The sequence below is a fragment of the Candidatus Zixiibacteriota bacterium genome (assembly GCA_040753495.1).
In the GTDB taxonomy this organism is placed as follows: Bacteria; Zixibacteria; MSB-5A5; order GN15; family PGXB01; genus DYGG01.
In genome coordinates this window covers 1-26,061 of record JBFMEF010000058.1, presented here as the reverse complement: position 1 = coordinate 26,061, position 26,061 = coordinate 1, and the positions used below count along the sequence as shown (strand labels likewise).

Here is a 26,061-nt window from a genome sequence, read left to right as displayed (position 1 = left end):
GAAAAAGAGGAATTGCTTTGTCGCATCAGGCATTCCCCGTTGATACGGGGAAGACGAGTGGCTCCTCGCAATGACGTTACTTACTTTGGCGTCACTCCTCTGTGCTGGAAGATGGTAATCCTTTGCAGGGGCAGGGTTCACCCCTGCCCGCAAAGTCTTTCGTAGAGCAGAGTGCGTCAGTTCACGTTTCGATAGGGGGCGGACCTAAGAACGATGCAATCGAAGATGTCAAAACCCCCGCTCACGCCGGGCAATGCACACAAGGCTTGGGGGGATTTTGACATACGGCGCGTAAAAATGATTCACCAGCAGATTTGGACATCTGCCAGGCACGAAAAAGTTGATGAGATTGTCAATACCCCCACTCGCGCCTGGCGATGCACACAAGGCTTGGGGGGGATTTTGACCTTTTCGGCGATAACCGTCGGCAACCAAAAAAACTGCCGCCCGACATGAACTATCGGGCGGCAAAGCTGTGCAGAGTAATTGGTCCTGATGAATTTCTATTTTGTCGCTACTTTTCCTTCCGCCGGTTTCGGTTCATCAAAGGGAATCCCCATCACATACTTGTGAATGGCGCGAGCGGCGACCTTTCCGGCGCCAGCCGCCAGAATCACCGTAGCGCCGCCGGTCACAATATCGCCGCCGGCAAATACGCCGGGACGAGAGGTCATCATGGTCGCTTCATTTACTTCTATATTCCCCCACTTGTTGGTTTTGAGACCGGGCGTAGTCTGCGGTATGAGCGGATTTGAAGAATTTCCGACCGCCACTACCACGGTATCGACCGGGAGAACAAAATTGGAACCGGGGATTTCGACAGGACGGCGGCGCCCTGAGGAATCAGGCTCGCCCAGCTCCATTTTCACACATTCCATCGCCTTCACCCAGCCCTCTTCGTCACCGGTATATCTGAGCGGGTTAGTCAGGAACATGAATTGAACCCCCTCCTGCTCGGCATGATGAATTTCTTCGAGACGAGCCGGCATTTCCGTGCGACTTCGGCGATAGACGATATAGGCATTCTTGGCGCCAAGCCGAAGAGCGGTGCGGACTGAATCCATGGCGGTGTTTCCCCCGCCGAGGACGGCAACGTTTTCACCGACAAATATCGGGGTGTCGTGATGCGGGAAATCGTATGCCGCCATCAGATTGCTGCGGGTCAAAAACTCATTGGCGGAATAGATGCCATTCAGATTCTCCCCCTCGATTTTCATGAAATTGGGCAGTCCCGCTCCGGTGCCGATAAAGACGGCGTCAAACCCCATCTGAAACAGCTCATCGACGGTGTCGAGTTTCCCCACAACATAACTGGTATGAATCTCCACTCCGAGTTTCTGAAGATATTCGACTTCTGATTTCACAATGGCTTTGGGCAGACGGAATTCCGGGATGCCGTATATGAGAACGCCGCCCGGTTTATGAAGGGCTTCGAAGATGGTGACCTTATGTCCCATCTGGGCCAGATCGGCGGCAACTGTCAAACCGGCGGGACCGGAGCCGACCACGGCAACCTTCTTGCCGGTAGCGGGAGGCAGTTTCGGAATTTCAATTTCGCCCTGCTCGCGCTCATAGTCGGCGACAAAACGTTCGAGATTGCCGACTCCGACCGAGTTATATTTCTTGGTCAGGATACAGAATTTCTCACACTGCTCTTCCTGCGGGCAGACTCGTCCGCAGATAGCCGGGAGGGCGTTGGTTTCTTTTATCTTCTTGGCGGCGCCGACAAAATCCCCCTCGGCGACCATCCGGATAAACTCCGGAATATCGACCTCGACCGGACATCCTTTAATGCAGGGAGGCTTGGGGCAGGCAAGACAACGTTGGGCTTCTCGAATCGCCAACTCCGGGGTCAAACCGTGCGGCACCTCTTTAAAGTTCTTTACCCGAATATCCGGTTCCTGCTCCGGCATCTTCTGCCGGGGGATTTTCATCCGTTCCTTTTTCTCGAGAGGGTTCCCTTTTTTCTCTTCCGTCATGACTTGCTCCCTGAAGTTTCGTTCATCGCTTTGACCTGCTTGCCCAGACGGCAGTCATCCTCAAGAAATCTTTCGTAAGCGACTTTCTCGTAGCGAACATACATTTTCATCCGCTTGGTCATCTCGTCAAAATCAACCAGGTGTCCGTCAAAGTCCGGGCCGTCAACGCAGGCAAAGCGGGTTTTGCCGCCTACGGTGACCCGGCAGGCGCCGCACATGCCGGTGCCATCGACCATGACCGGATTAAGGCTGACAAATGTTTTTATTTTCGGTTCACGAGTCGTATTGACCACCGCTTTCATCATCGGGACCGGACCCACACAGATGACCATATCGATTTTTTCACCGTCGGCAATCAGTCTCTGTAAAACGGAAGTGACAAATCCATGAGTGCCGTAAGAGCCGTCATCAGTAGAAATCAGCAGGCGGTCGGATGCCGATCGAAGTTCCTCTTCGAATATCAGCAGGTTTCGAGTGCGAGCGCCGATGATGGTGGTGACATTATTGCCGGCCTCTTTCAAAGCCTGAGCGATAGGGAAGATGGGGGGGATACCAACCCCGCCGCCGATGCAGACAGCATGACCGAATCTTTCGATATGTGTAGGCAGACCCAGGGGACCGACCACATCAGCAAAAAAATCACCGGCCTTCATCCGGTTCATCGAAGCTGATGTTTTGCCGACTTCCTGAATTACGACCGTAAGGATGCCGTTCTGTTTGTCGAGTCCGCCGATAGACATAGGCACACGCTCGCCGGCTTCATCTTTGCGGAGGATGACAAATTGTCCCGCATTTGCTTTTTGAACCAGGCGGGGGGCATCAATACGAAACTGATGTACCTTCTCACATAGTTCTCTCTTGTCCAGTATCTTGAACAAAATGCCTCCAAATCTATCTTGTTTTCATATATCTGCAGTTTGAATCAGCGCTGAGCCCTTCACTTTCATGATTTAGAAATGATATTCTTGGTATCGCGGGCTATAACCAGCTCTTCATTGGTCGGAATCGCCAGAATCTTCACGCGGGCATCGTCACGCGATATTACCATTTCTTTACCGATAGCGCCATTGTTGCGCTCCGGGTCGATGCCGGCGCCGAGGAATTCAAGTCCCTGACAGGTCAGTTCCCGCACGACCGGTGAATTTTCGCCGACACCGGCGGTGAAGACCAGAGCATCCAGCCCATTCATGGCCGCGGCATAGGAGCCGATATATTTTCTCAGACGGTAGCAGTAGATATCAAGTCCCAGTTTGGCGTTAGTATGTCCGGAATGGGCCGCTTCAATAATCTCCCGCATATCGGAGGATACACCGGAGATACCGATAAGGCCGGAATGCTTATTCAGCAGAGTATTGGCTTCATGCAAAGAGAGTTCCTCGCGACCCATAATATGTAGAATGACGGCCGGGTCAAGGTCGCCGGAGCGAGTGCCCATCAGCAATCCTTCCAGCGGAGTGAATCCCATAGAGGTATCGATAGAGACACCGCGGTCAACGGCTGCGATAGAGGCGCCGTTGCCCAAATGGCAGGTGATGACTTTCAGTTCACTGAGCGGCTTGCCTATGATATCGGCCGCGCGCTGGGAAACGAAGTAGTGAGACGTTCCATGGAAGCCGTAGCGACGAATCCCATATTTCTTATAGAGAATATAGGGAATGCCATAAACATATGCCGAAGGAGGCATCTGATGATGAAACGCCGTGTCGAATACGGCGACTTGCGGGATATTGGGGAGAGTCTTCTTGCAAGCCTGTATCCCCCGGATATTATGAGGATTATGTAAAGGGGCGAGGTCGATTAGATTACGAATTTCGCTGAGGACTTCATCGGTTATCAACACTGACTGAGTAAAGCGCTCGCCGCCGTGCACCACACGATGACCTACGGCATGGATTTCAGATTTATCTTTGATTACCCCGTGATTTGCCGAAAGAAGTATCGAAATCACATAACTGGTGGCGACGATATGGTCAAGGATTTCGCCGGAAACTTTCACTTCGGGGCGGTCGAACGGCTTGTGCGAGACAACCGCGCCGGTCATTCCGATACGGGAGACCATCCCTTTCGCCAGAGTGAACTCCTGGTCCATATTGAAAAGCTGATACTTTATGGAAGAGGAGCCGCAATTGAGAACTAATATATTCATTTTTCTACCCGCAAACCGACAAATGAAGAACCTTCACCGGGAATCCGGTTCCCTTCTTTGTCATATTTGAAAAACCCCTGTCCGGTCTTGACCCCCAGCTGCCCGGCGCGAACCATCTTTCGCAGAAGAGGACAGGGATTATATTTATGTTCGGAGAGCTCCGCCAGAAGATTCTCCATCCAGGACATGACCACATCCAGTCCCATCATATCGGCGAGCGCCAGCGGACCGACATTGAAGCCATAACCAAGTTTCATGGCGGTATCGATATCGTCAGCGGTGGAGACCCCTTCCATCAAGACATGCATTGCCTCGTTCAAGAGCGGCACAATGATTCGCGTGGTGACATAACCGGGGTATTCATACACCAGCACCGGCGTCTTGCCAAGCATATCGGCAAATTCGCGGGCTTTAAGATAAGTGGCGTCGGAGGTGTTCAATCCGCGAACGATTTCGACCACCGGAATCTTGGGAACAGGATTCAAGAAATGCATGCCGATAATCCTGTCGGCGCGGTTGGTAACAGCGGCCAGTTCCGTAATTGAAAGGGTGGCGGTATTGGTAATAAAAATGGTTTCTTCCGGACAGAGGTCATCAAGTTTTGCCAGCAGTTCCCGCTTAAGGCGAATATTTTCCGGTATTGACTCGATAACCAAATGAGCTTCTTTGGCAACCTGCAGGTCAGCCGAGGGGGTGATGCGAGATAATATTGCCTTCTTGTCGGAGGCAGTCATCCCCCAGCGCTGAATGGCGTGGTCAAGACTGTCCCCAATTCTATCAATTCCTTCCTTAGCCATTTTGATAGTCCGGTCAAGTAAGATTACCTCCTGACCAGTAGTGGCAATCGCCTCCGCCAGGCCTTGTCCCATGACCCCGGCGCCGACAATAATAATCATATGTTCCGGCATACCAAAAACCTCTGCCAATATGTGAAAAAAGTAACAATCACCTACAAATATATCATCTGAGATTTTACCCGCAACAATTTTCTGAGGGGAAATGAACTATTTGGGTGTCTGCAAGGGAAAGGGGGATATTGACGGCAGGGCGAAAAATCGATAGATTTCTATCGTGAAATACATTCAAACAGGCAAGATTTTGATATTGTTGGGGATAGGGCTGATTATTACCGGAATCATTCTTCTCTTTTCCGGAAAGATTCCGTTTTTGGGGCGGTTGCCGGGTGACCTGAGTTGGCGGACCGGCAATTTCCGGATATATTTCCCCATTGCTACGATGCTTCTTATTTCCTTGCTTCTGACCATAATCATAAATCTCTTCAGAGGCGGGAAATAAAAGAATGAAAGGGCCGACCTGCGGGTCTCAATGAAACCCTTTTAGTCTGTTGTCTTATAATATTTTGCTTGACATTATCGATATTAGAATATAAACTTTAAGGCTTAATGAATTCGGCCGAATTAAGCAAATATAGTTGATTAATGATTGGGCGATTAGCTCAGATGGTTAGAGTACTTGCTTGACATGCAAGGGGTCACTGGTTCGATTCCAGTATCGCCCACCATATTTAGCGGGAAATAAGCCGTATTAAGTATGGTTTGTTCCCGCTTATAATTATAATAATTAATGAGTTCAGAGCAGATTAAGATAAGATTACCGGACGGCTCGGAGCGCCCCTTTCCAAAAGGAGTCACCGGACGCGAGATTGCGGAAGCAATTTCGTCCCGGTTGGCAAAAGAGGCTATCGCAGTTAAAGTCAACAGTACCGTGAAAGACCTTTCCTGTCGGATAGACAGTGACGCCCCATTTGAAGTGCTGACCTTTGATACCCCTGAGGGAAAGCAGGTATTCTGGCACTCCACCGCCCATATAATGGCGCAGGCCGTTCAGGAACTCTATCCGGGAGTGAAACTGGCAATCGGTCCGCCGATAGAGGAAGGTTTTTACTATGATTTTGAAATGGAGAAGCCGTTTTCGCCGGAAGATCTGCAGAAGATTGAAACCCGGATGGCGGAAATAATAAACGAGAAGGCGTCTTTTCAGAGGGAAGAAGTCAGCCGGGCGGAGACAATTGAGCATTATCGCCGGAAAGGGGAGACATACAAAGTCGAGATGCTGGAGCGGGATATTCTGGATGAGCGAGTTTCCGTCTATAAACATTCCAGTTTTGAAGATCTCTGTCGCGGTCCTCATATTCCGAACACCGGCGTGGTGAAGGCGTTTAAATTAATCTCCTCCTCGGGCGCTTATTGGCGCGGCGACGAAAAGAACCGGATGTTGCAGCGAATATATGGAGTCTCGTATCCCAAAAAGAGCATGCTCGATGAATACCTGTTTCGTCTGGAGGAAGCCAAGCGTCGGGACCATCGCGAACTGGGAAAACAGCTGGGGCTGTTTCATATTACCAATGAGGTCGGCGCCGGACTTATTTTGTGGCTCCCCAAGGGGGCGGTGATGCGCAACGAAATAGAGAATTTCTGGCGCGAGGAGCATTTTAAGAGCGGCTACAATATTGTTTATTCGCCTCATATCGCCAATCTCGATTTGTGGAAGCGCTCGGGACACACCGAATTCTATCGTGAAAATATGTATCATCCGATGAGCGTGGATGAACTTCAATTTCAGATAAAGCCGATGAATTGCCCGTTTCATATTATGATGTATAAATCGCGGCGCTGGAGTTACCGGGAACTGCCTCTGCGCTGGGCCGAACTGGGGACGGTTTACCGGTATGAAATGCCCGGGGTACTGCACGGCTTGATGCGGGTGCGGGGATTTACCCAGGATGATGCGCATCATTTTGTCGCGCCGGACCAGATGGAAGATGAACTGGTCTGGCTGATAAAATTCTGCCTGCATATTCTGGAGCCGTTCAAATTCAAGGATTATGATATATATCTTTCCACTCGTCCGGCCGGCGCCATCGGCAACGAAGACAATTGGGTAAAAGCGGAGAGCGGGCTTCGGCGCGCCCTGGAGATTTTGGAGCTGAAATATCTGGTTGACCAGGGGGGCGGAGCCTTTTATGGGCCAAAGATTGACATCAAGATAAAAGATGCCCTGGGACGCTCCTGGCAGTGCTCCACAATTCAATTCGATTTCAATCTGCCTGAGCGATTCGACCTGTCGTTTGCCGACAAAGATGGGCAATTAAAGCGCCCATATATGATTCATCGGGCTCTTCTCGGCTCCATTGAGCGATTTTTCGGGGTGCTGATTGAGCATTACGCCGGCAAATTTCCGCTCTGGCTGGCGCCGATTCAAGCGCGGGTGCTTCCTATAACCGATGAATTCAATTCCTACGGCGAACAGGTTCTCTTGCGGTTGAGAGAGCATGCGATTAGGGCGGAATTGGACGCCCGTTCGGAAAAAATCGGGCACAAAATCAGAGAATCGGAGTTGCAGAAAATTCCATATATGCTTATAATAGGCGCCAAGGAGAAAGATTCCGGCTCGGTGGCGTTGCGGATACATGGAAAAGGGGACAAAGGGAGTTTCGAGCTGGATAAGCTGCTTGATATGATGAAAAGCGAAATACGGGAAAAGGCGATTGAGCCTGCAATATAAGGGAGGAAGATATAGTCCAGAAAGGAATACGGGTTAACGAGCAGATTTCGATATCGCCAGTTCGGCTGATAGGAGCCAGCGGCGAGCAGATCGGGATAATACCGATTCGGGAAGCGCTGGAGCGGGCGCGGGAAGCGAATCTTGATCTGGTCGAGGTTTCGCCCACAAGTCGTCCGCCGGTCTGCCGGATAATGGATTTTGGAAAGTATAAGTATGAGCTTGCCAAGAAGGCGAAGTTAGCCCGCAAGAAACAGCATGTGGTCCAGATGAAGGAGATGCGGTATCGTCCCAAGATTGACGAGCACGATTTTCAGTTCAAGACCAAGCATGTTCGTGAATTTCTGATGCAGGGAAGTAAGGTCAAGGCTTTCGTGATGTTCAGCGGCCGGGAGATGGCGCACACGGAATACGGTTATAAACTTCTGGAACGAGTGGTTCAGGAATTAAGTGATATTAGTACGATAGAACAGACTGCGAAACTGGAGGGGCGGAATCTGACGGTGATTCTGAATCCCAAGCCGCAGGCAATTAAAGCCAAACCGAAGAGGCCAGAGAATGCCCAAGATAAAGACAAATCGGTCCGCAGCGAAACGGTTTCGGAAAACCGCGACGGGCAAGATTAAAAGGAAAAAGGCGTTTCATACGCACATTTTGACGAAGAAGACAACGAAGCGAAAGAGAAAGCTTCGTAAGTTGACGATTACGAGCAAGGCGGACCATAAGCGAGTCCGGCTGCTGATTCCGTATGCATGATATTATATTTGACTCAGGAGATTGAACAATGCCACGCGCAATGAACAATGTTGCCGCTCATAGAAGGCATAAGAAGATTCTTAAGAAGGCCAAAGGAAATTTCAGCGGTCGCTCGCGGCTGTACCGGACGGCAATCGAAACGGTGCATAAAGGGATGGCTTATGCCTACCGCGACCGCAAGAATAAAAAGAGAGTATTCCGTAATCTCTGGATTGCCCGTATCTCGGCGGCGGCTAAGATGCATGGCATCAATTATTCCACCTTCATCAGCGGATTGAAAAAAGCCGGTGTCAATCTTGACCGCAAGATTCTGGCGGATATAGCCGCCCGCGATGCGGCCACCTTCGGCCGATTGGCTGAAATGGCCCGACAGAATTAGACCCGGATATATATAAATGTCCGGGCTTGACCATATAGATGGCATTCTCCAGGAAGCTCTGAGGGCAATTGAGGGGTCACGTTCGCCTCAGGAATTGGAGGCGATTGATATAAAATATCTTGGCCGCAAAGGGGCAATAACGGCAGTCCTCAAAGGCATCAAAGATTTGCCGCCAGACAGCCGGAAAGTGGTCGGGGCGGCCGCCAACCAGGCGCGGCTCCGTCTGGAAGAAGCCCTCAGCACCGCTCGCCAAAAATTCGAGGGGGTCAAACAAACATCGTCGTTCGATTATACTCTTCCCGGCATCCGACAGAGACAGGGGGCGCTGCACCCTATCACCCGCGTAATTGACCGGATCTGTCAATCATTTTACGGAATGGGCTTTTCCATAGCGCGGGGACCAGAGATAGAAACCGATTATTATAATTTTGAGGCGCTCAATTTTCCTCCCGACCACCCGGCCCGGGATATGCAGGATACTTTTTATCTCGACGGGGGTCTGGTATTGCGGACGCACACGACGCCGGTCCAGATAAGAGTTTTGGAATCAAGCCAGCCGCCGGTAAAAGTCATTACCCCGGGGAAAACCTACCGCAACGAGGTGATTTCTACCAGGTCGTACTGCGTATTTCATCAGGTGGATGGATTCCTGGTGGATGAAGGGATAACTATGGCTGACCTCAAAGGGGTGCTGGTAGCCTTCTGCCGGGATTTTTTCGGAGAAGCATTAAAACTCCGTTTCCGCCCCAGTTTCTTCCCCTTCACGGAACCGTCGGCGGAGGTTGATATCACCTGTTTTCTATGCAAAGGGAAAGGATGCCAGCTTTGCAAGTATGAAGGATGGATTGAGATTCTTGGCTGCGGCATGATTGACCCGAATGTGATGCGCAATGTCGGATATGATTCTGAAAAACTTACCGGTTATGCCTTCGGCCTGGGCGTGGAGAGAATTGCGCTTCTGAAGTACCGGATTACCGATATTCGATTACTCTATGAAAATGATATTCGCTTTATCAGGCAGTTTCGCTAATGCAGATTTCATATAACTGGTTAAAGGAACTGGTCAATATTTCCTGGGCGCCCAGGGAGCTGGCGGAACGGCTTACCCTTTGCGGTACGCAGGCGGATGCGGCGCCGTTTATCGATGCCAGTCTGGAAAATCTTGTAGTCGGCAAGATTGTGGAGATTGAGCCGGTCAAGGGGAGCGACCATCTGAGTACCGCCAAAGTTGACGCAGGCGGCGAAATTCTTCAGGTTATCTGCGGGGCTCCCAACGCCCGGGCGGAACAAAAAGTGGTCCTGGCAAAAGTGGGCGCAACCCTCAAAGGAGTTGGAGAAATAAAGAAAGCGAAAATTCGGGGGGTTGAGTCGTTTGGAATGATCTGCTCGGAAAGGGAGCTGGGGCTTTCTGACGACCACTCCGGCATTATGGTTCTGGACAGTAACGCGCCGGTAGGCGAAGCGGCGGCACGATATCTCGGGATAGATGACTTTGTTCTTAAGTTCGACCTGACCCCCAATCGTGGAGATTCTCTGTCGGCAGTAGGGATAGCTCGGGATGTGGCGGCACTGGCTGGAAAGAGGCTTCGAAAGCCGGAATATATACTGGAGGAAATCCGCGAGAGGGCTGACAGAGGGGTCAAGATATCTATCGCCGACTCGGAGGCTTGTCCTCGATATGCGGCAAGAATTATCAAAGGTGTGAAGATAGGACCATCGCCATGGTGGATAAAGCGGAAGCTGCTTGTCTCAGGGATTCGCCCTATTTCAAATGTCGTCGATATTACAAATTTAGTGATGCTCGAATTGGGGCATCCCCTTCATGCTTTTGATTACAGCCTCTTTGGCGGTAAAGAAATCCTGGTGCGCCGGGCGGAGGAAGGGGAGATGTTCATCACCCTTGACGGAAAAGAGCACCGATTGAATAGAGAAGTTCTCCTTATTACTGACGGTAAACAGGGCGTTGCTGCGGCCGGAGTTATGGGGGGACTGAACTCGGAGGTGTCGGATTCCACCACTGAGATTTTGCTGGAATCGGCATATTTCAATCCGGTCACAATTCGCCGGAGCCGTCAGAAACTGGGAATCACCACCGAGTCATCAACCCGTTTCGAAAAAGGCGCCGACCCGAATATTGTGACCGAAGCGCTCAACCGCGCCGCCTACCTGATACAGGAATACGCCGGCGGCAAGATTCTTCAGGGGATAGTCGACTGCTATCCGCGAAAGATTTTCCCTCTCAAGATTAAACTGAGAACGGCGCGGGTAAATAAGATATTAGGCACCCGCATAACGACCGAGCGAATGAGAGAGATTCTTAAGGGGCTGGAGTTTGAGCCGATGGGCGACGAATCAATGGAAGTGCTTGTTCCGACCTTCCGTCCCGATGTCACCAGAGAGATTGACTTGATTGAAGAGATTGCCAGGATTGAAGGGTACGATAAGATTCCGACCGGGGACCGGAATATTGGACCACTTTTCACTCATCTGGCTGAGGATGATATCCTGCGGCAATCGATTCGACAGATTATGACTGCGCAGGGGTATGATGAAATCTACAGCTCCGGAATGGCCGAACCAAGGCTGCTGGAAGCGGTCAGCGGCGCCGCACCGTCGGTGAAAATCTTAAATCCGATAGCGGAAGATATGTCGGCGCTCCAGAATAGCCTGATGTACTCGCTTCTTCGCGCGACCGCCCACAATTTTGCCCACCGAAATCTTGATATACGGCTGTTTGAACTGGGAAAGGCGTTCCATCCGGCGGCAGAGGGCGCTTCGCCCCTTGAAACCGAGCAGCTGGGACTAATTGTCTCCGGAAACTCTTCCCTGCACTGGTTTAGCAAGGAGCGGAAGTACGACTTCTTTGATTTGAAGGGGGCGATAGAAGGTCTTTCCGACGCCATTGCTCTCCGGGAGATTGAATTTCATCCGACGGATATGCTACCCTTTGAAACCGGGATTGCCTTCGCGCTGATGATAGATGGCAAAGAGGTGGGCCGGGCGGGAGAAATCGCGGCTGATATTCTTCGGAAGTTCGACATCAAGCAGTCCGCCTTCGCGGCGGTATTAAATTTCGACGCGATTCTGGGAAACCGTCTGCCGTCAGCGGAATACCGGCCGCTGCCTAAGTTCCCCTCGGCGCCGCGGGATGTTGCCCTGATTGTCGATGAAACTATCAAAGTCGCAGATTTAATGCATGGGATTAAATCGACCGGCGGAACGCTACTGGAGAAAGTCGAGCTGTTTGACCTTTACCGGGGTAAACAGGTTGGCGAAGGGAAGAAGTCGCTGGCGTTTGCGCTTACTTTTCGCTCCCCGGAGCGCAGTTTGGAGAGCAAGGAAGTTTCTGAAATATATGATAAAATCACCGATTACTTAAAGAATCAGTTTAAGGCGGAGATTCGGGAAGGATAGCCATATGGATGCATTGGAAAGGCTGGAAGAAAGGATAAATAAGGCGGTTGCCTTGATAGATAAGCTTAAGGAAGAGAATCAGATACTGAAAAGCGAGAAGGACCGCCTGGGAAAAGAACTGGCCGAGGCAAAGGCGCGCCTGACTGAACTGGAGCGGAAGGAATCTGAGCGGGCCGATGCTATAAAGACTAAACTGGGGAATATCCTCGACAAGCTGGGAATGCTGGAACAAGCATAAGTATCAATATTTTAGTTGACAGATTTTAGTGCCGTAAATAATATCTTGGTATCGTATTTTTAAATAAACGAGAAGATAATTCGAGAAGAATTGAGAAAGACAGTTCTAATGTCTGGTTTATCAGAGAAGATACAAACTGTAAAAGTTGTAATTTTAGGCGAAGAATATCCTATCCGGGGGTCAGCCGAACCCGAATTTATTTTGCGCGTTGCCGAATATGTTGACCGTAAGATGCGGGACATAGCCTCCAAGTCAAAAAATAGATCGCCCGAGAAATTGGCGGTATTAGCCGCCTTAAATATTGCGGGAGAATTGCTTGAACTTGAAGCGCAGCGATCGGACAAAATATCCAGCGTCGAGGACCGGGCAAAAACAATTCTTGAGTTGCTGGAGAGCAAATTACCGGTAGGGGACGCCGACTGATATCCCTCAACTATCTCATTTAATTATCTTCATTTTCATCGACGGAACTTTTAGATAGATTGCCTTCACAATTGAAGGCGAGGAGGTCGCATGAATGGCACCCTTTTAATAGTGCTGTTTTCGGTGCTGGCCGGAATTGCGGGGTTTGCCGTTGCCTGGCTGGTCCTGCGAAGAATAGCCAATACGCGGATTGCTAATGCCGAGGAACTTTCCAAGAAGATTATTTCGGAGGCGGAAAAAGAAGCGGAAATAAAAAAGAAAGAAGCGCTTCTGGAAGCCAAAGAAGAATGGTATAAAGCCAAGTCCAACTTTGAAAGGGAACTTCAGAATAAACGAAACGATATCCAGAAGGTCGAAAAACGACTACAGGAGAAAGAAAGCAGCGTTGACAAGCGGTTAGAATCACTTGCCAAACGGGAGAAGGATATTCAGTTCCGGGAACGGACCCTGAGTGGAAGAGAAAAGGGGATTACGTTGCGGGAACAGGAGCTGGAGAAGGCGATTCAGGTACAGAATGAAAAACTGGAGAGGATAGCCCAGATGACCGCCGAAGAAGCCAAGCGGGAGCTGAAGGAAAATCTTATCAGCGAGGCGAAGGTGGAAGCGGCGGCAATGATAAAAGAGATAAAAGAGACCGCTGAGCGCAACGCTGAGAAAGAAGCCCGAGAATTGATTATACAGGCGATATATCGATGCGCCGCGGACCACGCGGTGGAATCGACGGTATCGGTGGTGAATCTCCCCAACGAAGAGATGAAAGGGAGAATTATCGGGCGTGAGGGGCGGAATATTCGTTCCTTTGAGACAGCGACCGGCATAGATGTCATCGTGGATGACACTCCGGAAGCGGTAATACTTTCAGGATACGACCCCATCCGGCGCGAGGTGGCGCGAATGGCGCTGGAAAAACTTATTACCGATGGGAGAATTCACCCGACGCGGATAGAAGAGATTGTGGAAAAAACCCAGAAAGAGATGGAGATGCTGATTCGGGAAGCCGGCGAACAGGCGGCTTTTGATGTCGGCGTTCAGGGTCTTCATGCAGAAGTTATTAAACTTCTGGGAAAATTGAAATATAGAACTTCGTACGGTCAGAATGTCCTGCAGCATTCCAAAGAGGTAGCGATACTGGCAGGGTTAATGGCGGCGGAACTGGGGCTTGACCCCAACCTGGCGAAACGCTCGGGACTGCTGCATGATGTCGGCAAAGCGATTGACCGTGAAACCGAAGGAACGCATACGGAAATCGGCGCCAATTTCCTTGCCCGCCTGGGGGAGAACCCGATTATTGTCAATGCCGTGGCGTCACATCACGGTGATGTCCCGCAGGAGACCCCCTACCCGGTATTAGTCCAGGCGGCTGACGCGATTTCAGGAGCCCGTCCGGGGGCGCGACGGGAGCCGCTGGAAGCATATATCAAGCGACTGGAAAAGCTGGAGGAGCTGGCCGATTCGTTTAAAGGCGTATCCAAGGCTTTTGCTATTCAGGCCGGAAGAGAAGTACGGGTCATTGTGGAGTGCGAGACCATAGACGACCTGGCGACTACGATTCTGGCGGGCGATATCGCCAAGAAGATTGAACAGGAAATGGAATATCCCGGGCAGATAAAAGTGACTGTGATTCGTGAGACCAGAGCCACCGAATTTGCCAAATAGGAGAATTTGATGGCTCTCATAAAGGTCTTATTTTTTGCCGACTTGGTGGGCAAACCAGGTCGGTTTGTCCTTTCTCAAATGTGCAAGTCACTCAAAGAAAAGTTTGGGGCTGACTATGTCATCGCCAATATCGAGAATGCCGCCGGCGGATTTGGTATCACGCCGGAGATGTCACGAAAAATCTTCTCGTATGGGGTAAACTGCCAGACCTCGGGAAATCATATCTGGGACCGGGCTGATATACTTCCGTACCTGAACGAGCAGCCCAAACTTCTGCGCCCCGCCAATTACCCCCCGGGAGTTCCGGGCAACGGCTTTCTCATTGACGATATCAATGGAACGAAACTGGCAATTTTGAATCTCATGGGGCGAACATATATGAAGGAGATTGATTGCCCTTTTCGGACCGCCGACCGGGAGCTGCGAAAAATCCGGGAATCGACGGAGATTGTCATTATCGATTTTCATGCCGAGGTTACCTCCGAAAAACAGGCCCTGGCTTATTACCTGGACGGCAAAGTCTCGGCAATAATCGGGACGCATACTCATGTGCAGACGGCCGATGAGACGGTGTCGGAAAGAGGAACCGCCTATATCACAGACGTGGGGATGACCGGGCCGCATGACTCTATCATCGGGATGGAAAAAGCGCCGTCACTGGAGAGATTCTTGACGGGAATGCCCAGGCGTTTTGCCTGCGCCCGCAACGATATCAAAATTTCCGGAGCGGTCGTGACCATAGATACCGCTGATGGCGGCGCGGAGCATATTGAGAGATTCAAAATTGACTATAGTGGCGAGAGCCCGAAGGAAGATGACGTAAAGGGACTATGAGTCATGGAGACAGTATTAATTGACGGAAAGAAGATATCGGACGAAATAAAAGATGAATTGAAGGTTCGCGTCGAGCGGCTTCGGCAGGCCGGAGTGATTCCGGGACTTGCCGCCGTGCTGGTGGGGGATAATCCGGCCTCAATTACTTACGTTAACAGCAAAGCAAAAGCCTGCGAAAAGATTGGAATCTATTCGGAAGTCATAAGAAAGCCCGGGGATATTACGCAAAAAGAATTGACCGGAATTGTCCAGGAATTGAATGAACGGCCTGATATTGACGGTATCCTGGTGCAATCGCCGCTGCCGGCGCCTTTGGATGAGCATGCCGTGACCCTTCTGATAAAGCCGGAAAAGGATGTCGATGGTTTTCATCCTCATAATGTCGGTTTGACTCTTATAGGAAAACCCTCTTTCCAGTCCTGCACCCCCTATGGCATAATGGAGCTTATGAGACGGTACCGCATTGACCCCTCGGGCAAGGAAGTAGTTATTGTGGGGCGCTCCAATATTGTCGGCAAGCCGCTGATGGCGATGCTGATTCAGAAACAGAAAGGCGCCAATGCCACCGTTACTGTCTGTCATAGTGGGACAAAAAATATAGCCGAAATCTGCCGTCGCGCCGATATCCTAATAGCGGCGATGGGAAGCCCGGCCTTTATCAAATCCGAAATGGTCAAAGATGGAGCGGTGGTGATAGATGTCGGCATCAATAGAGTGGATGATACCGGTTCATCTAAAGGGTACAGGTTAATAGGCGACGTCGATTTTGAGAAGTGCCGCAAAAAAACGTCATACATTACTCCGGTTCCGGGTGGTGTCGGACCAATGACAATAGCAATGCTACTTTCTAACACCGTGCTTTCGGCAGAGAATCGGCTTAAAACGCTATCGTAATCGACCTTGCAACTCTTTTCACATAGGGTGCAGGAATGTTCATAGCAAATCAGTAGGACTTCATGGTCGCCTGATGCAGGTCGGTTAGATTGAGCGAAACTCAGCCGAAAATCGATAATTGTCCAATTTAATTCTTTATCATTCCGTAAGTTATAGAGATTTCTGAGTCTTCAACTTGAACGTTTTGGTATTTTGTCCGCCGTTCCAATGATTGACAGGTTAAGGCATAATGTTTGCTGGAATCGGTGATACGGTTGAATTGCCAAGTTATGAGAATTATTACCCTATTTCTGCTCACAGCCATAATTCTATCTGCTCCGGCGCTTACTGCCGCGGAGATAGAATACTCAATTCCTGACACCCTTCAGGAGATTCTCTTTTGGAATTCCGACGGCGATTTTGTGGGGGAGATGGCGCTCTCGGAAACGCCGCCCTTACCGCGATTGGTGGTGCTTCCGGAGACGGGTGTCGTTGACCGCCGCGAGCAGTACCAGATAAAGATTACGTTGCCGTCAGGCGGTATTCCTAAACTGGGAGGAGTTTCTTTCAGTTTCCCGCCGTCGTTTGGCTTAAATCAGATAAGCGATATTGACTATTCCGACAATTACAGCGGTCCTGATTTAGAGATTAGAAAAGTCTATGTTCAGAATAATGTTATCATAATATTCTTCCGATGGGGGATGTCACCGCCGGCTGGAACGGAAGTGACCTTTACGTTCCAGACAATCAAGAATCCGGTGACGGCCGGGGAATATCAGATTGCCGGACTGATTTTCAACAAATGGTATCGTGTGGAGTTTGGTCCGACCCTTTCGGAAAGATTCGCTATTTTGGCGGATGTCCCCTTCGCTTTGACCATTTCACCCGACACGGCTGTAACAGTTCGCGCCGGCGAAACTTTTTATTTCACCGCGGCCGCAATTGACCGCTTCGGTAACCTGATTAGCAATGCCCCGATTGAATGGAGTCTCACAGATGATTCCGACCCGATTGGAAACGTTTCCTCAGGATATTTCATTGCCACCGGACTGGGGCAGGGGCAAATCCGGGCAAGCCTGGACAACCTGACAGCGACATCAGGTCTCATAACGGTCATCCCGGGGACGGTAGCAAATTTCGAAATCCTTTCCTATCCGCCGAGTGCGAGAGCCGGTGAGGTTTTTGACTCTCCGGTGCTGGTGCGGGCTGTCGACCTGTTTGGCAATCAAGTTTTCGATTTCGATGGCTCGGTCTATTTTTTCTCCTCCGATGAGAACGGGGAATTCCATTATAATGAATTCAGCCGCTACCAGTTTACCCCTGCCGACAGCGGCCAGCGCCTGTTTGCAGGAGATAATTTCATTCTTAAAACGGCCGGCATCCAGACCATTACTTGCACCGATGGCAGTTTCACGGGCGCCAGTGGTCCGATAACGGTTCTTCCCGGAAGGATATCCTCATTTGTTCTGTACGGTTCATCGCCGGTGGCTGCCGGGGAGCGACTGGACCTGCATGTTACGGATGCTATGGACCGCTTCGGCAATCCGGCATCGGGGATAGCAACGGTTACTCTCCGGGATAACGGCGTGTCCCCCTCCGGGTTCTCTCCGATTTTAAATGATATTTATATCATCGACGGTGACGGTGTCGCCGGGCAGTATCTTTACAAGGCCGGCATCAGTCTCCTGCGAGCGGCTGTTGACACGGCTGTCAGAGAGCTCGAAGTTTTGGTTCTCCCCGGGGAGCTGGGACAGATGGAACTAACCATTCCCGCCACCCAGTTCCTGGGCAATCCGATTCTGGGGGAAGCATCGCTGACCATGATTGACCGTTTCGGCAATCTGAAGACTGATTATGATGCGTCCGCAAATCCGGTTATATTCCATAGCGACCACGGTTCGCTTCAGAATGGAATTCTCGATGATAGAAGTGATATAATAGCGGGGGTCGCGACCTCAGCGCTAAATGAGATCATATATGACGGACCGGCGGGAGTTATTCACATTTATGGTTCATCGGGCGGCATTACCAGTAACATTGTTGACCTGTATTACAATGGGCTGCACCTTGCTTTTCGAACGTTGCCGTCGGACACCATCTTCGCCGGGCAGCATCTTGACCTGAATCTTTCCATAATCAATGACGGCGACCTGGCTCCGCAGTCCCCGGCAATCGTGACCTCACATTTTGTTTCCTGCGGTAATCTATGCAGTGATTCGCTTCTGATACTCAAGCCGCCGCCTCCCGGGTCTGATATAAGAGTGCGGTTGCAGAAACAGACGACCTTATTGAAACCGAACAGCGAAGATACCCTGCAACTGGGGGTTATCGCCCGCTATACTCTGAACGGAACCGATTATTATGCCCGCCAGCAATTGACCCATCGACTCTATCTGCTTGATTCGCTTCTGATTCAATATCGCCCCCACTCGCTGACGCTCGATTCGGTAATTGCCCCCTCTGTTACGCCTCCTTTTTCCCTGGAGATGGAACTGAATCGCCCCATTGACCCTTTTCAGTATAGCGTAAGCGCCCTTTATTTTATCAGAAGAAGCGACAGTACCGAGGTGGCGATCGCCGATTCCGGTCAAACGATTACGGTTTCCTCAGACGGTCGCATCCTGACTCTGTCCGGCGCTTATTTTCAGATTCCTGAGATTGAAACCGGGCTTACTGTCGGCTATAAGAAACTCTCCGCGGAAATAATACTGCGCTCAACGGAAGGGATTGTCCTTCGTCAGAGAATTTCTGACTTTGATTCGTTATATGTTCTTCCCCGGGGAACGCTCTCGTACAACAGATTCAGTCTGCTACCGCGGGTGATTCCGGCCGGGGAAACGCGTCGTTTTGAATTCAGCATCGAACTGGATGGCGCGGCTGACCTGATATTGGATTCAGCCCGCTCCATTTTTCAGCTTATTGGATATGACCGAATCCTGGAGGGGCGTCTTCAGGGAAATCCGATTGTGCTTCATCCTGGACGCAACAAGATAACGACCGGTGAAATATACATTTCGCTGGAGCTTCTGGACCAGCAGTTAATTCCGCGCCTTGTTACACGAGGGACAGAGCTGTACACGTCACGCACAGATACGATTGCCTTCAACGGCGAAAATATTTTCGTGACCGGGCTTCCAGAAATAAAGATTGTCTCGACCAAACTGGAGACGGTCAATCCGCCATTTGTCAATTACGGGCAGGAATTCCGGATTAAGACAACCGTGCGCAATCTCTCCGACGCTCCCATATCAAATGTTACTCTATGGATAGTCTCTGAAGACGGGCTGGATACCCTGGCGACCAGCGTCGGCAATAATCTGAGTCCAACGCAGGATTTAGAGATATCTCTTCCTCTGATGGCGGAATCGCTTTCAGTCCCGATAAAAATCTACCGCACGGCGGTCCGTTCTCCATTCGCCACCACGGTACCATCGGATGATAATACCGCCGCTGTCTCGATACAGTCGCCGGCAGAAATCGAACTGGTCTATACTTTAAGCGGCGTATATGAAGGGTATGTCGAATATGGTGAAAATTTTGTCGTGGCGGCGCGACTTCGGAACCTGGGTGAAGCCGGCGCTCTGCCGGGAGAAATAACACTCTCGACCGGCGGTGTTGATTTCGGCATCCCCGACCCTTCATCGCAAACGGTGGAAATCGGCGGCATTGCCAATTTTAATCTGATAGCGCCTTCTTTTTCCGTCAGCGCCGAACTGGAATTGAATTTGACCTCGATTCCGATTGACCGGAATACCGGTTTGCCGGCGAAAGTGAAGGTCGGTTCCGCGGAAATTCCCATCAGAGTTGAACCGGGCGATGCCGAGTTGGTGGTCTCAGGACATCTGCTGCAGGGACCGCTGGTCATTGAAGGGTCGTCGCCGATTCTATTTGAACTCAAGCTAAGGAATAATACCGACAATCCTCTCAATGTGGTGGGGCTTCTGGCGATTGAGTTGATGCTGACCGACAGTCAGGACAATCTGCTGGAGCCGGGCGTCATATTAATACCGGAGAGTACCGCCTTTCTATCGAATGGCGCCGCTGTGGCTTTTGGCGAAACCGACGGCGGGTATATTCAGTTTCGTTTTCAGGATTTCCTGATGCAGTCACAGGAAGAAAGGCTACTGCGATTTCAGGCGCGTCTCAAAGACCGGATAGAGATTGGCGGGTTTGGATTGAGGCTGGAGAATCGGGATATCAGCGCCGTCTTTGCCTCCGGTCCCCGGATTAATCAACCGGTGCCGGTTCGCGGCGAATTCGACAGCAATTTTCGCCTGAGCGGCAATTTCATAATCACCCCCCCATCATTGGGACAATCGCTCATGGCGCGAAACAATCCCTTCAATCCTCATCGGGAAAACGCCGAAATCGCCTACAGCCTGGCGGTTGACGAAACCGTGACAATGACCGTTTACACCCTCAGCGGTGAAGAGGTATATGAAAAGGTATTCGCCGCCGGCGAGGAAGGGGGACGTCAGGGCGCCAATTATGTCACTTGGGACGGGCGAAATGATGAAGGTAAAATAGTGCTCAACGGAGTATATTTAGTAGTTTTCCGGGAAGGTAATTCCGGTCAGAGCCACAAATTAAAGATGGCGGTGCTCAAATGAAACGTAGCTGCCATCTGGCAATAGTTCTGACGGCGCTTGTGCTGGCGCCGGTAGTGTCACTGGTCGCCGGGGATGCCGGGCGAGAGTCGCAGTTTTCTATCGGCTCCGGCGCGCGGGCGTTAGGCATGGGGGGTGGATTTGTGGGACTGGGGGATGATGCTTCGGCGATTTTCTGGAATCAGGCCGCCTTGACCCTTCTTGACCAGCAGGAATTCAATCTGATGCATCTCAGTCTGTTTGAGGGGAGCATATACGATGTAATCTCTTATGTGTATCCGCACGAGCGATTCGGCGGATTTGGAGTCTCCTTCATGCGCCTGGGAACGGGGGATATTTTGAAGCGACGCGACTGGCGCGAGATGGGGGAATTCTCCTATTTCACCTGGCAAATGTTGTTCGGTTACGGACGCCGCTTGGAGGGGGGATTTGCGGTCGGCTCGGCGCTTAAAATCGTCAATCAAACTATGGATAACAGCTCCTCTTATGGCGCCGGTTTGGATATTTCGTTCTACCGGAATCTCTATCGATACTTGAACGCCGGCATTACTTTTCAGGATATTATTTCGCCCAAACTCCGGATAGGCGAAGAATCGGAAGTTACGCCCACTACGGTCATCCTCGGTATAGGGGTTAAGGAGTATCCGCTGGGACGAGATTTGTATCATAATCTCGGTATCTCACTGGAAAAGCCGGAAGAGAGAAGTCTCAAAATCAGAATGGGGGTGGAAACGGTTTACCGCCGAACCCTGTCGCTTCGCGCCGGATATGACCGGGACAATTTCACCTTCGGATTGGGCTTTCAGTATCAGAGATTGCGGCTGGATTATGGCTATAAATTTCTTGATGGCCTGGATGATTCACATCGGTTGGGGCTTTCCTTTAAGGTGGGGATGTCGGTATCGGAAAAAATCCAGCGGCAGAAAGAGCTGGAGAGCGCCCGCGGCAGTACATTGATTCTGGATGACCGCCGTCGGCAGTTTCAGTTCTACAAAGAGCTGGCGGACAAGTATTACAGAAGCAACGCCATTGACTCGGCTTATGTCTATTACCAGCGTTCGCTGGCGTACAACGAGAATGACCGGGATGTGCGCAACCGGATTGACCATATCGACGATATGCGTCGGATGATTTCCGAGCGGGCTCAAAAAGAACTGGTGCAGAGGGAAATGACCCAGCCGATACTGGACAGTTACCACTCTCAGGCGGAGACTTTCTATAAGAAAGGGTCGTATGCGGCGGCGCTTGACATCATTAATATCGGGCTGGGGATTTCGCCTGATAATCAGAGATTTATTGAGCTGCGTAACCATGTTTTTGAAGCGCGTGACTCCGAGATTCGACGGATGATGGACAACGCCGCCAGAGCGGAACGGGAAGGGCGGTATGCCGACGCCGTAACATATTATAACCGGGTGATGGAACTTTCACCGGGGAATGTGGCGGTAAAGCAGCTGATTGCCCGTGACGGAACCATATTGAATAATGCCCAGCTGATAAGCAAAGGCGCCGAGCTCTATGCTTTGGGGAATCTGTCTGACGCCAAAGCCAGGTTTGAGGAAGTGCTGAAATCAGACCCCAATAACCTGGTCGCCCAGGATTATCTGAATCGAATTTTGACCGAGATGAAAGAGGCGACCGAGCTTGAAGATTTGCAGAAAGATGACCGTGTTTGGAAGATATATCTGGAGGCGTTGGAGCATTTCCGGAACGCCGATTATGAAAAGGCGATACTGCTCTGGCAGGAAGTGCTCAAATATTACCCGGGCAACAAGAATACCATAAACAATATTGAACAGGCCCGTTTACGGATGCAGGGCAAGGAATAAACTAATCCTCGCGGCACCCCTGTTTTATATTGAAGGCGGCGCTTTGAAGGTTTATTATTTTATCGATGTTCAACAAGCCGATAAAAGAGATTAACGCCGAATATCAGGCGGAAGAGCAGTTTCTGCCATCGATTCAAAATCTCATACGCGAGACCTGCATTAACGCCGGAATGACGCGCAAGGATGCCGCGGCCGTCACCCTTGCCATCGAAGAAGGGGTGACTAATATCATTCGCCACGCCTATCTGTACGAAAAGGGGTTTGTGCGGATACGGATAGTCATCTATCAGAGGCGGATTGTATTTTCCTTGATGGACACGGGGCGCCCCTTTCAGCCGCAATCCGATACCAAATTGGATCTGAAGAAACTGGTAGAGTCGGGGCGCAAGGGGGGGCTTGGATTCTACATGATAAGCAAGATAATGGATTCGGTGGAGTATATCTCGGCGCCAGGGTTCAACGAGCTGCGCATGACCAGGCTGATATCGCGCCAGCCGGAGAAAGCGCGGCTTTTCATGGGACGGATGTTTACGCTGCGGGTGAAATTCTCGGTTTATACCTTTGTCATAATGTTGACCATCATCGCCGGGGCATATATTCTTATCAACGAGCGGAGCGTCAAAGGAATCAGGGAACATCTGCACGACACGGTCACGGCGCTGTCAAAAACGATGGCGGCGCAGGCAGCCGGTTTCGTTCTGAACCGGCGGTCCGATGTTGAATTTGATGAATTGGCGATAAGCTATATTGAAGCCAACCCTGAGTTAATCTGGCTGGTAATCGTAGACTCTTCGGACTATATACTTGCCGATACGCGGGATATCAGGAATCTTCACAAGAAATATGAACCGCCGGAAAATATCGACCCAACGGCCGTAGGTGTGCCGCAGAAATTCGGCAACGGTGATAGAGAGCTGTACTATCTTTACAGGGAGGTCAAAAGCGGGGAGAGGAAAATCGGGGGCATCCAGATGGTTTACACCGGCGAGCAGTATCTGGCTGAAATCGATGCCGAGCGGCAAAAAATAATTTTTCTGACGCTGATAGGGCTGGCTATCGGCATCGGCGGAATCTACCTGCTGTCTAATTATTTTGTTAGCCCTATCGTGCGCATTACCGAAAGGGTTCGCAAATTCAGCTCAGGAGATATTGAGACGGAGCTTCCGCTGGAAGGCGTCGAAGAATATTTCGAGATATCCAAGGCGTTGAATGAAATGATGAGCCGGTTGCGTCGCGATCGCGAGAACATTATCGAGCGGGAGAGGGTTGCCAAGGAAATAGAAGTCGCCGGGCAGATTCAGAAAATGCTCCTTCCCGGCAAGCTGCCGGAAGTCCCGGGGTTGCAGCTGGATGCCTTCTACCGGGCGGCGTCAAGAATCGGCGGGGACCTTTATGACGTCTTTCCGATAGACCAGAAGCGGTATTGCCTTCTGGTGGCCGATGTTTCCGGAAAAGGGATACCGGCGTCACTGGTTATGTCGGTGCTGCGAACCGTGATTAAGACCCAGGCGAAAGGGAAAGAGACACCCCACGATATCCTTGAAGCGGTGAACAACTTTATTCTTGATGATATTCCCCCGGGCATATTTATCACTATCTGTCTCGGTGTCTTCAACAGCGAAAATAGGACTCTAAATTTTGTTTCCGCCGGGCATAATCCGCTGCTTTACTTCAAGAGCAGCGAAAAAAGGGTCGAATTGATAAATCCCTCCGGGGTGCCGCTGGGTTTGCCGCTGGACCGTCCCGAAGACTTTGGGCTTAAGTTGCGGGAGCAGACGCTTGAGCTTCAGGAAGGCGACATTGTCTTCATCTATACCGACGGCATCACCGAATCGATGAGCCGCACCGGCGAAAAATATGGTATGGAGCGGCTGTTGAATCTGTTTCGGGAGCGCATTGCGTTAAATTCATCGGTCAGTCCCAAAGAAGTAACCGCCCTGGTTTTAGAGGATATTGACCGCCATGCCGGAATGGCGGTTCAAAATGACGATATAACTTTTATCGCCCTGAAATGCTGCCCGCCGGTCAAAACGGAAAGTGAATTGCGCGTCGAAATAGAAAAGCACAATTGACTTAATTCCATCGTATTTTCTGCCATCCTCTCTCATTAATTTTTTAGTGCCATTTTAAGGCTCAATCGATTATAATTGTGGCTATGGAGAATATCAAAATCTCAGTCTCCGAGGGGGGGCGGGAAGATACCGTGTCGGTCGTCCGCGTGGACGGAGTAATCGACACCCTTACCGCCTCGCAGCTGGAAGAGGTTTTGGAGCGTCTGCTGAAGCGGGAGCGATTCAATATCGTTCTTGACCTTGCCGGAGTCGATTATATTTCGTCGGCCGGGTGGGGTATCTTCATCTCCCGTATCAAAGAAGTCCGGGAGAACCGGGGTGATATAAAACTTGCCAATATGGTGCCGAATGTAAAGGAGATTTATGAACTCCTGGAATTCGATAACATATTGACCAGTTACGAGAATCTCGGCAGCGCCAAATCATCTTTCGGCAGCTCCGCGGGGTCCGACCCGCTAAAAAAAAAAGAGCCGATAGCCCGCCTCGCCGGCACGACCATTGAGGAACTGCCCGGTTTTACATCCCGAGACGGGGGAAATACCACGGCGGCAACCCGCCAGGCGGCGTCGGGGTCTTACCTCGAGGAAACCGAAGAGCTGATTCTCGGGGCAATTCGGCAAGATCCGTTCTATACCATCGGTGAACTTAAGATGGTATTAGAAGAAGCGCACCCCGGTTTGAAAATCGGCTGGTGGGGCATATTCAAAATCCTCCGGAAAAATCACCTTGTTTCCCGTCGTGCCCGCTTCCGCTTCGCCCGACAGCGACGTCACCAGGGCTGATATTTTAATTGACACAAAATTTTAATTGGGTACCTTAAAAGAGGAAGAGTGGATTATCTCAACTTTATGGCAGAGAAAGTCTTAATTATTATCCTGGCGGCCCTGGTGGTGGTCCTTGCTTCCCTGATAATAATTCGTAAGCTTCGGGACCGCCGGACCGTTCCGCTGAAAGAGGAGGCAGTGGACGAACTGGTCGCTGCCATTGCGAATAATATTAGAGAAGGAGCGGTGCAGGATATTGCCAGCCGGGTATCCAATATTTTGAAGAAATTTCTTGGATGCGAGCGGATATTATTTCTGAGGTACTACAAAGGTCGTTTGGAGGTAAACTACCTGCACGGGCTAATTAGAGTTGACCGGATGGCGGTATCTTTCAAGCTGACGCCGGAGATTCAGAATCATCTGAAGAAGTTTGCCCATCTGGGGAAGACGGAGAGTCTTAAAAAGATACTTCCGGAGGCGTCGCTAAAAGCAATTGAAGCGCTGGGGTTATGGGCGTTTTTCCCGGTTTTCTTGAGAGAGAATCTATACGGGGTTTATTTCATAAAGAC

General features: G+C 50.7%; 21 protein-coding genes and 1 tRNA gene. 18 read left to right on the top strand and 4 right to left on the bottom strand.

Features of this window, described 5'->3' with window-relative positions; genetic code table 11:
* Positions 1–503 precede the first annotated feature (503 nt).
* The 4 genes from gltA to AB1690_03735 form a co-directional block, all read right to left on the bottom strand.
* Positions 504–1,979: an NADPH-dependent glutamate synthase gene (gene gltA, locus AB1690_03750; GenBank protein ID MEW6014418.1), complete on the bottom strand. Its 1,476-nt coding sequence runs from the start codon at positions 1,977–1,979 to the stop codon at positions 504–506.
* Positions 1,976–2,857 (bottom strand): sulfide/dihydroorotate dehydrogenase-like FAD/NAD-binding protein, encoded by an 882-nt coding sequence (locus AB1690_03745; protein ID MEW6014417.1) that lies wholly within the window; start codon positions 2,855–2,857, stop codon positions 1,976–1,978. Before AB1690_03745 ends, gltA begins: the two co-directional genes overlap by 4 nt.
* A gap of 65 nt (positions 2,858–2,922) precedes the next feature.
* Positions 2,923–4,125, bottom strand: a complete 1,203-nt coding sequence (locus tag AB1690_03740) for an acetate kinase (protein ID MEW6014416.1) — start codon at positions 4,123–4,125, stop codon at positions 2,923–2,925.
* Positions 4,122–5,033: a 3-hydroxyacyl-CoA dehydrogenase NAD-binding domain-containing protein gene (locus AB1690_03735; GenBank protein MEW6014415.1), complete on the bottom strand. Its 912-nt coding sequence runs from the start codon at positions 5,031–5,033 to the stop codon at positions 4,122–4,124. The genes AB1690_03740 and AB1690_03735 overlap by 4 nt, the downstream gene beginning before the upstream one ends.
* 163 nt (positions 5,034–5,196) lie before the next feature.
* On the opposite strand from AB1690_03735, the gene AB1690_03730 reads away from it, so the two are divergent.
* From AB1690_03730 to AB1690_03645, 18 genes are all read left to right on the top strand, one after another.
* Positions 5,197–5,421, top strand: coding sequence for a DUF2905 domain-containing protein (locus tag AB1690_03730; protein MEW6014414.1), 225 nt, complete (start codon positions 5,197–5,199; stop codon positions 5,419–5,421).
* 149 nt (positions 5,422–5,570) lie between these two features.
* Positions 5,571–5,647 (top strand) — tRNA-Val (locus AB1690_03725).
* 62 nt (positions 5,648–5,709) lie between these two features.
* Entirely contained in the window at positions 5,710–7,650 is a 1,941-nt protein-coding gene (thrS, locus tag AB1690_03720) for a threonine--tRNA ligase (GenBank protein MEW6014413.1), read from the top strand.
* The gene (infC, locus tag AB1690_03715) at positions 7,647–8,273 is read left to right on the top strand and encodes a translation initiation factor IF-3 (protein ID MEW6014412.1); all 627 of its coding nucleotides are present in this window, start codon (positions 7,647–7,649) and stop codon (positions 8,271–8,273) included. Before thrS ends, infC begins: the two co-directional genes overlap by 4 nt.
* Positions 8,206–8,403, top strand: a complete 198-nt coding sequence (gene rpmI, locus AB1690_03710; GenBank protein ID MEW6014411.1) for a 50S ribosomal protein L35 — start codon at positions 8,206–8,208, stop codon at positions 8,401–8,403. Before infC ends, rpmI begins: the two co-directional genes overlap by 68 nt.
* Positions 8,404–8,431: 28 nt before the next feature.
* On the top strand, positions 8,432–8,782 hold the full coding sequence (gene rplT / locus AB1690_03705) for a 50S ribosomal protein L20 (protein MEW6014410.1): 351 nt from the start codon (positions 8,432–8,434) through the stop codon (positions 8,780–8,782).
* A gap of 16 nt (positions 8,783–8,798) precedes the next feature.
* On the top strand, positions 8,799–9,812 hold the full coding sequence (gene pheS / locus AB1690_03700) for a phenylalanine--tRNA ligase subunit alpha (GenBank protein MEW6014409.1): 1,014 nt from the start codon (positions 8,799–8,801) through the stop codon (positions 9,810–9,812).
* Positions 9,812–12,196, top strand: a complete 2,385-nt coding sequence (pheT, locus tag AB1690_03695) for a phenylalanine--tRNA ligase subunit beta (GenBank protein MEW6014408.1) — start codon at positions 9,812–9,814, stop codon at positions 12,194–12,196. Before pheS ends, pheT begins: the two co-directional genes overlap by 1 nt.
* A 4-nt stretch (positions 12,197–12,200) precedes the next feature.
* Positions 12,201–12,434, top strand: coding sequence for a cell division protein ZapB (gene zapB / locus AB1690_03690; GenBank protein MEW6014407.1), 234 nt, complete (start codon positions 12,201–12,203; stop codon positions 12,432–12,434).
* Between the two features lie 108 nt (positions 12,435–12,542).
* Complete coding sequence (locus AB1690_03685; protein MEW6014406.1) at positions 12,543–12,857, top strand: cell division protein ZapA; 315 nt, start codon at positions 12,543–12,545, stop codon at positions 12,855–12,857.
* Positions 12,858–12,947: 90 nt separating this feature from the next.
* Entirely contained in the window at positions 12,948–14,513 is a 1,566-nt protein-coding gene (gene rny / locus AB1690_03680; GenBank protein MEW6014405.1) for a ribonuclease Y, read from the top strand.
* 9 nt (positions 14,514–14,522) lie between these two features.
* Positions 14,523–15,347: a TIGR00282 family metallophosphoesterase gene (locus AB1690_03675; GenBank protein MEW6014404.1), complete on the top strand. Its 825-nt coding sequence runs from the start codon at positions 14,523–14,525 to the stop codon at positions 15,345–15,347.
* A 3-nt stretch (positions 15,348–15,350) separates the two neighbouring features.
* Positions 15,351–16,241, top strand: a complete 891-nt coding sequence (folD, locus tag AB1690_03670; protein ID MEW6014403.1) for a bifunctional methylenetetrahydrofolate dehydrogenase/methenyltetrahydrofolate cyclohydrolase FolD — start codon at positions 15,351–15,353, stop codon at positions 16,239–16,241.
* Positions 16,242–16,510: 269 nt separating this feature from the next.
* On the top strand, positions 16,511–20,830 hold the full coding sequence (locus AB1690_03665) for a hypothetical protein (protein ID MEW6014402.1): 4,320 nt from the start codon (positions 16,511–16,513) through the stop codon (positions 20,828–20,830).
* On the top strand, positions 20,827–22,656 hold the full coding sequence (locus AB1690_03660; protein MEW6014401.1) for a PorV/PorQ family protein: 1,830 nt from the start codon (positions 20,827–20,829) through the stop codon (positions 22,654–22,656). Before AB1690_03665 ends, AB1690_03660 begins: the two co-directional genes overlap by 4 nt.
* Before the next feature lie 65 nt (positions 22,657–22,721).
* The gene (locus AB1690_03655) at positions 22,722–24,728 is read left to right on the top strand and encodes a SpoIIE family protein phosphatase (GenBank protein MEW6014400.1); all 2,007 of its coding nucleotides are present in this window, start codon (positions 22,722–22,724) and stop codon (positions 24,726–24,728) included.
* 83 nt (positions 24,729–24,811) lie between these two features.
* Entirely contained in the window at positions 24,812–25,510 is a 699-nt protein-coding gene (locus AB1690_03650; GenBank protein ID MEW6014399.1) for an STAS domain-containing protein, read from the top strand.
* 48 nt (positions 25,511–25,558) lie between these two features.
* A partial coding sequence (locus AB1690_03645; GenBank protein ID MEW6014398.1) for a hypothetical protein occupies positions 25,559–26,061 on the top strand: 503 nt, incomplete at its 3' end.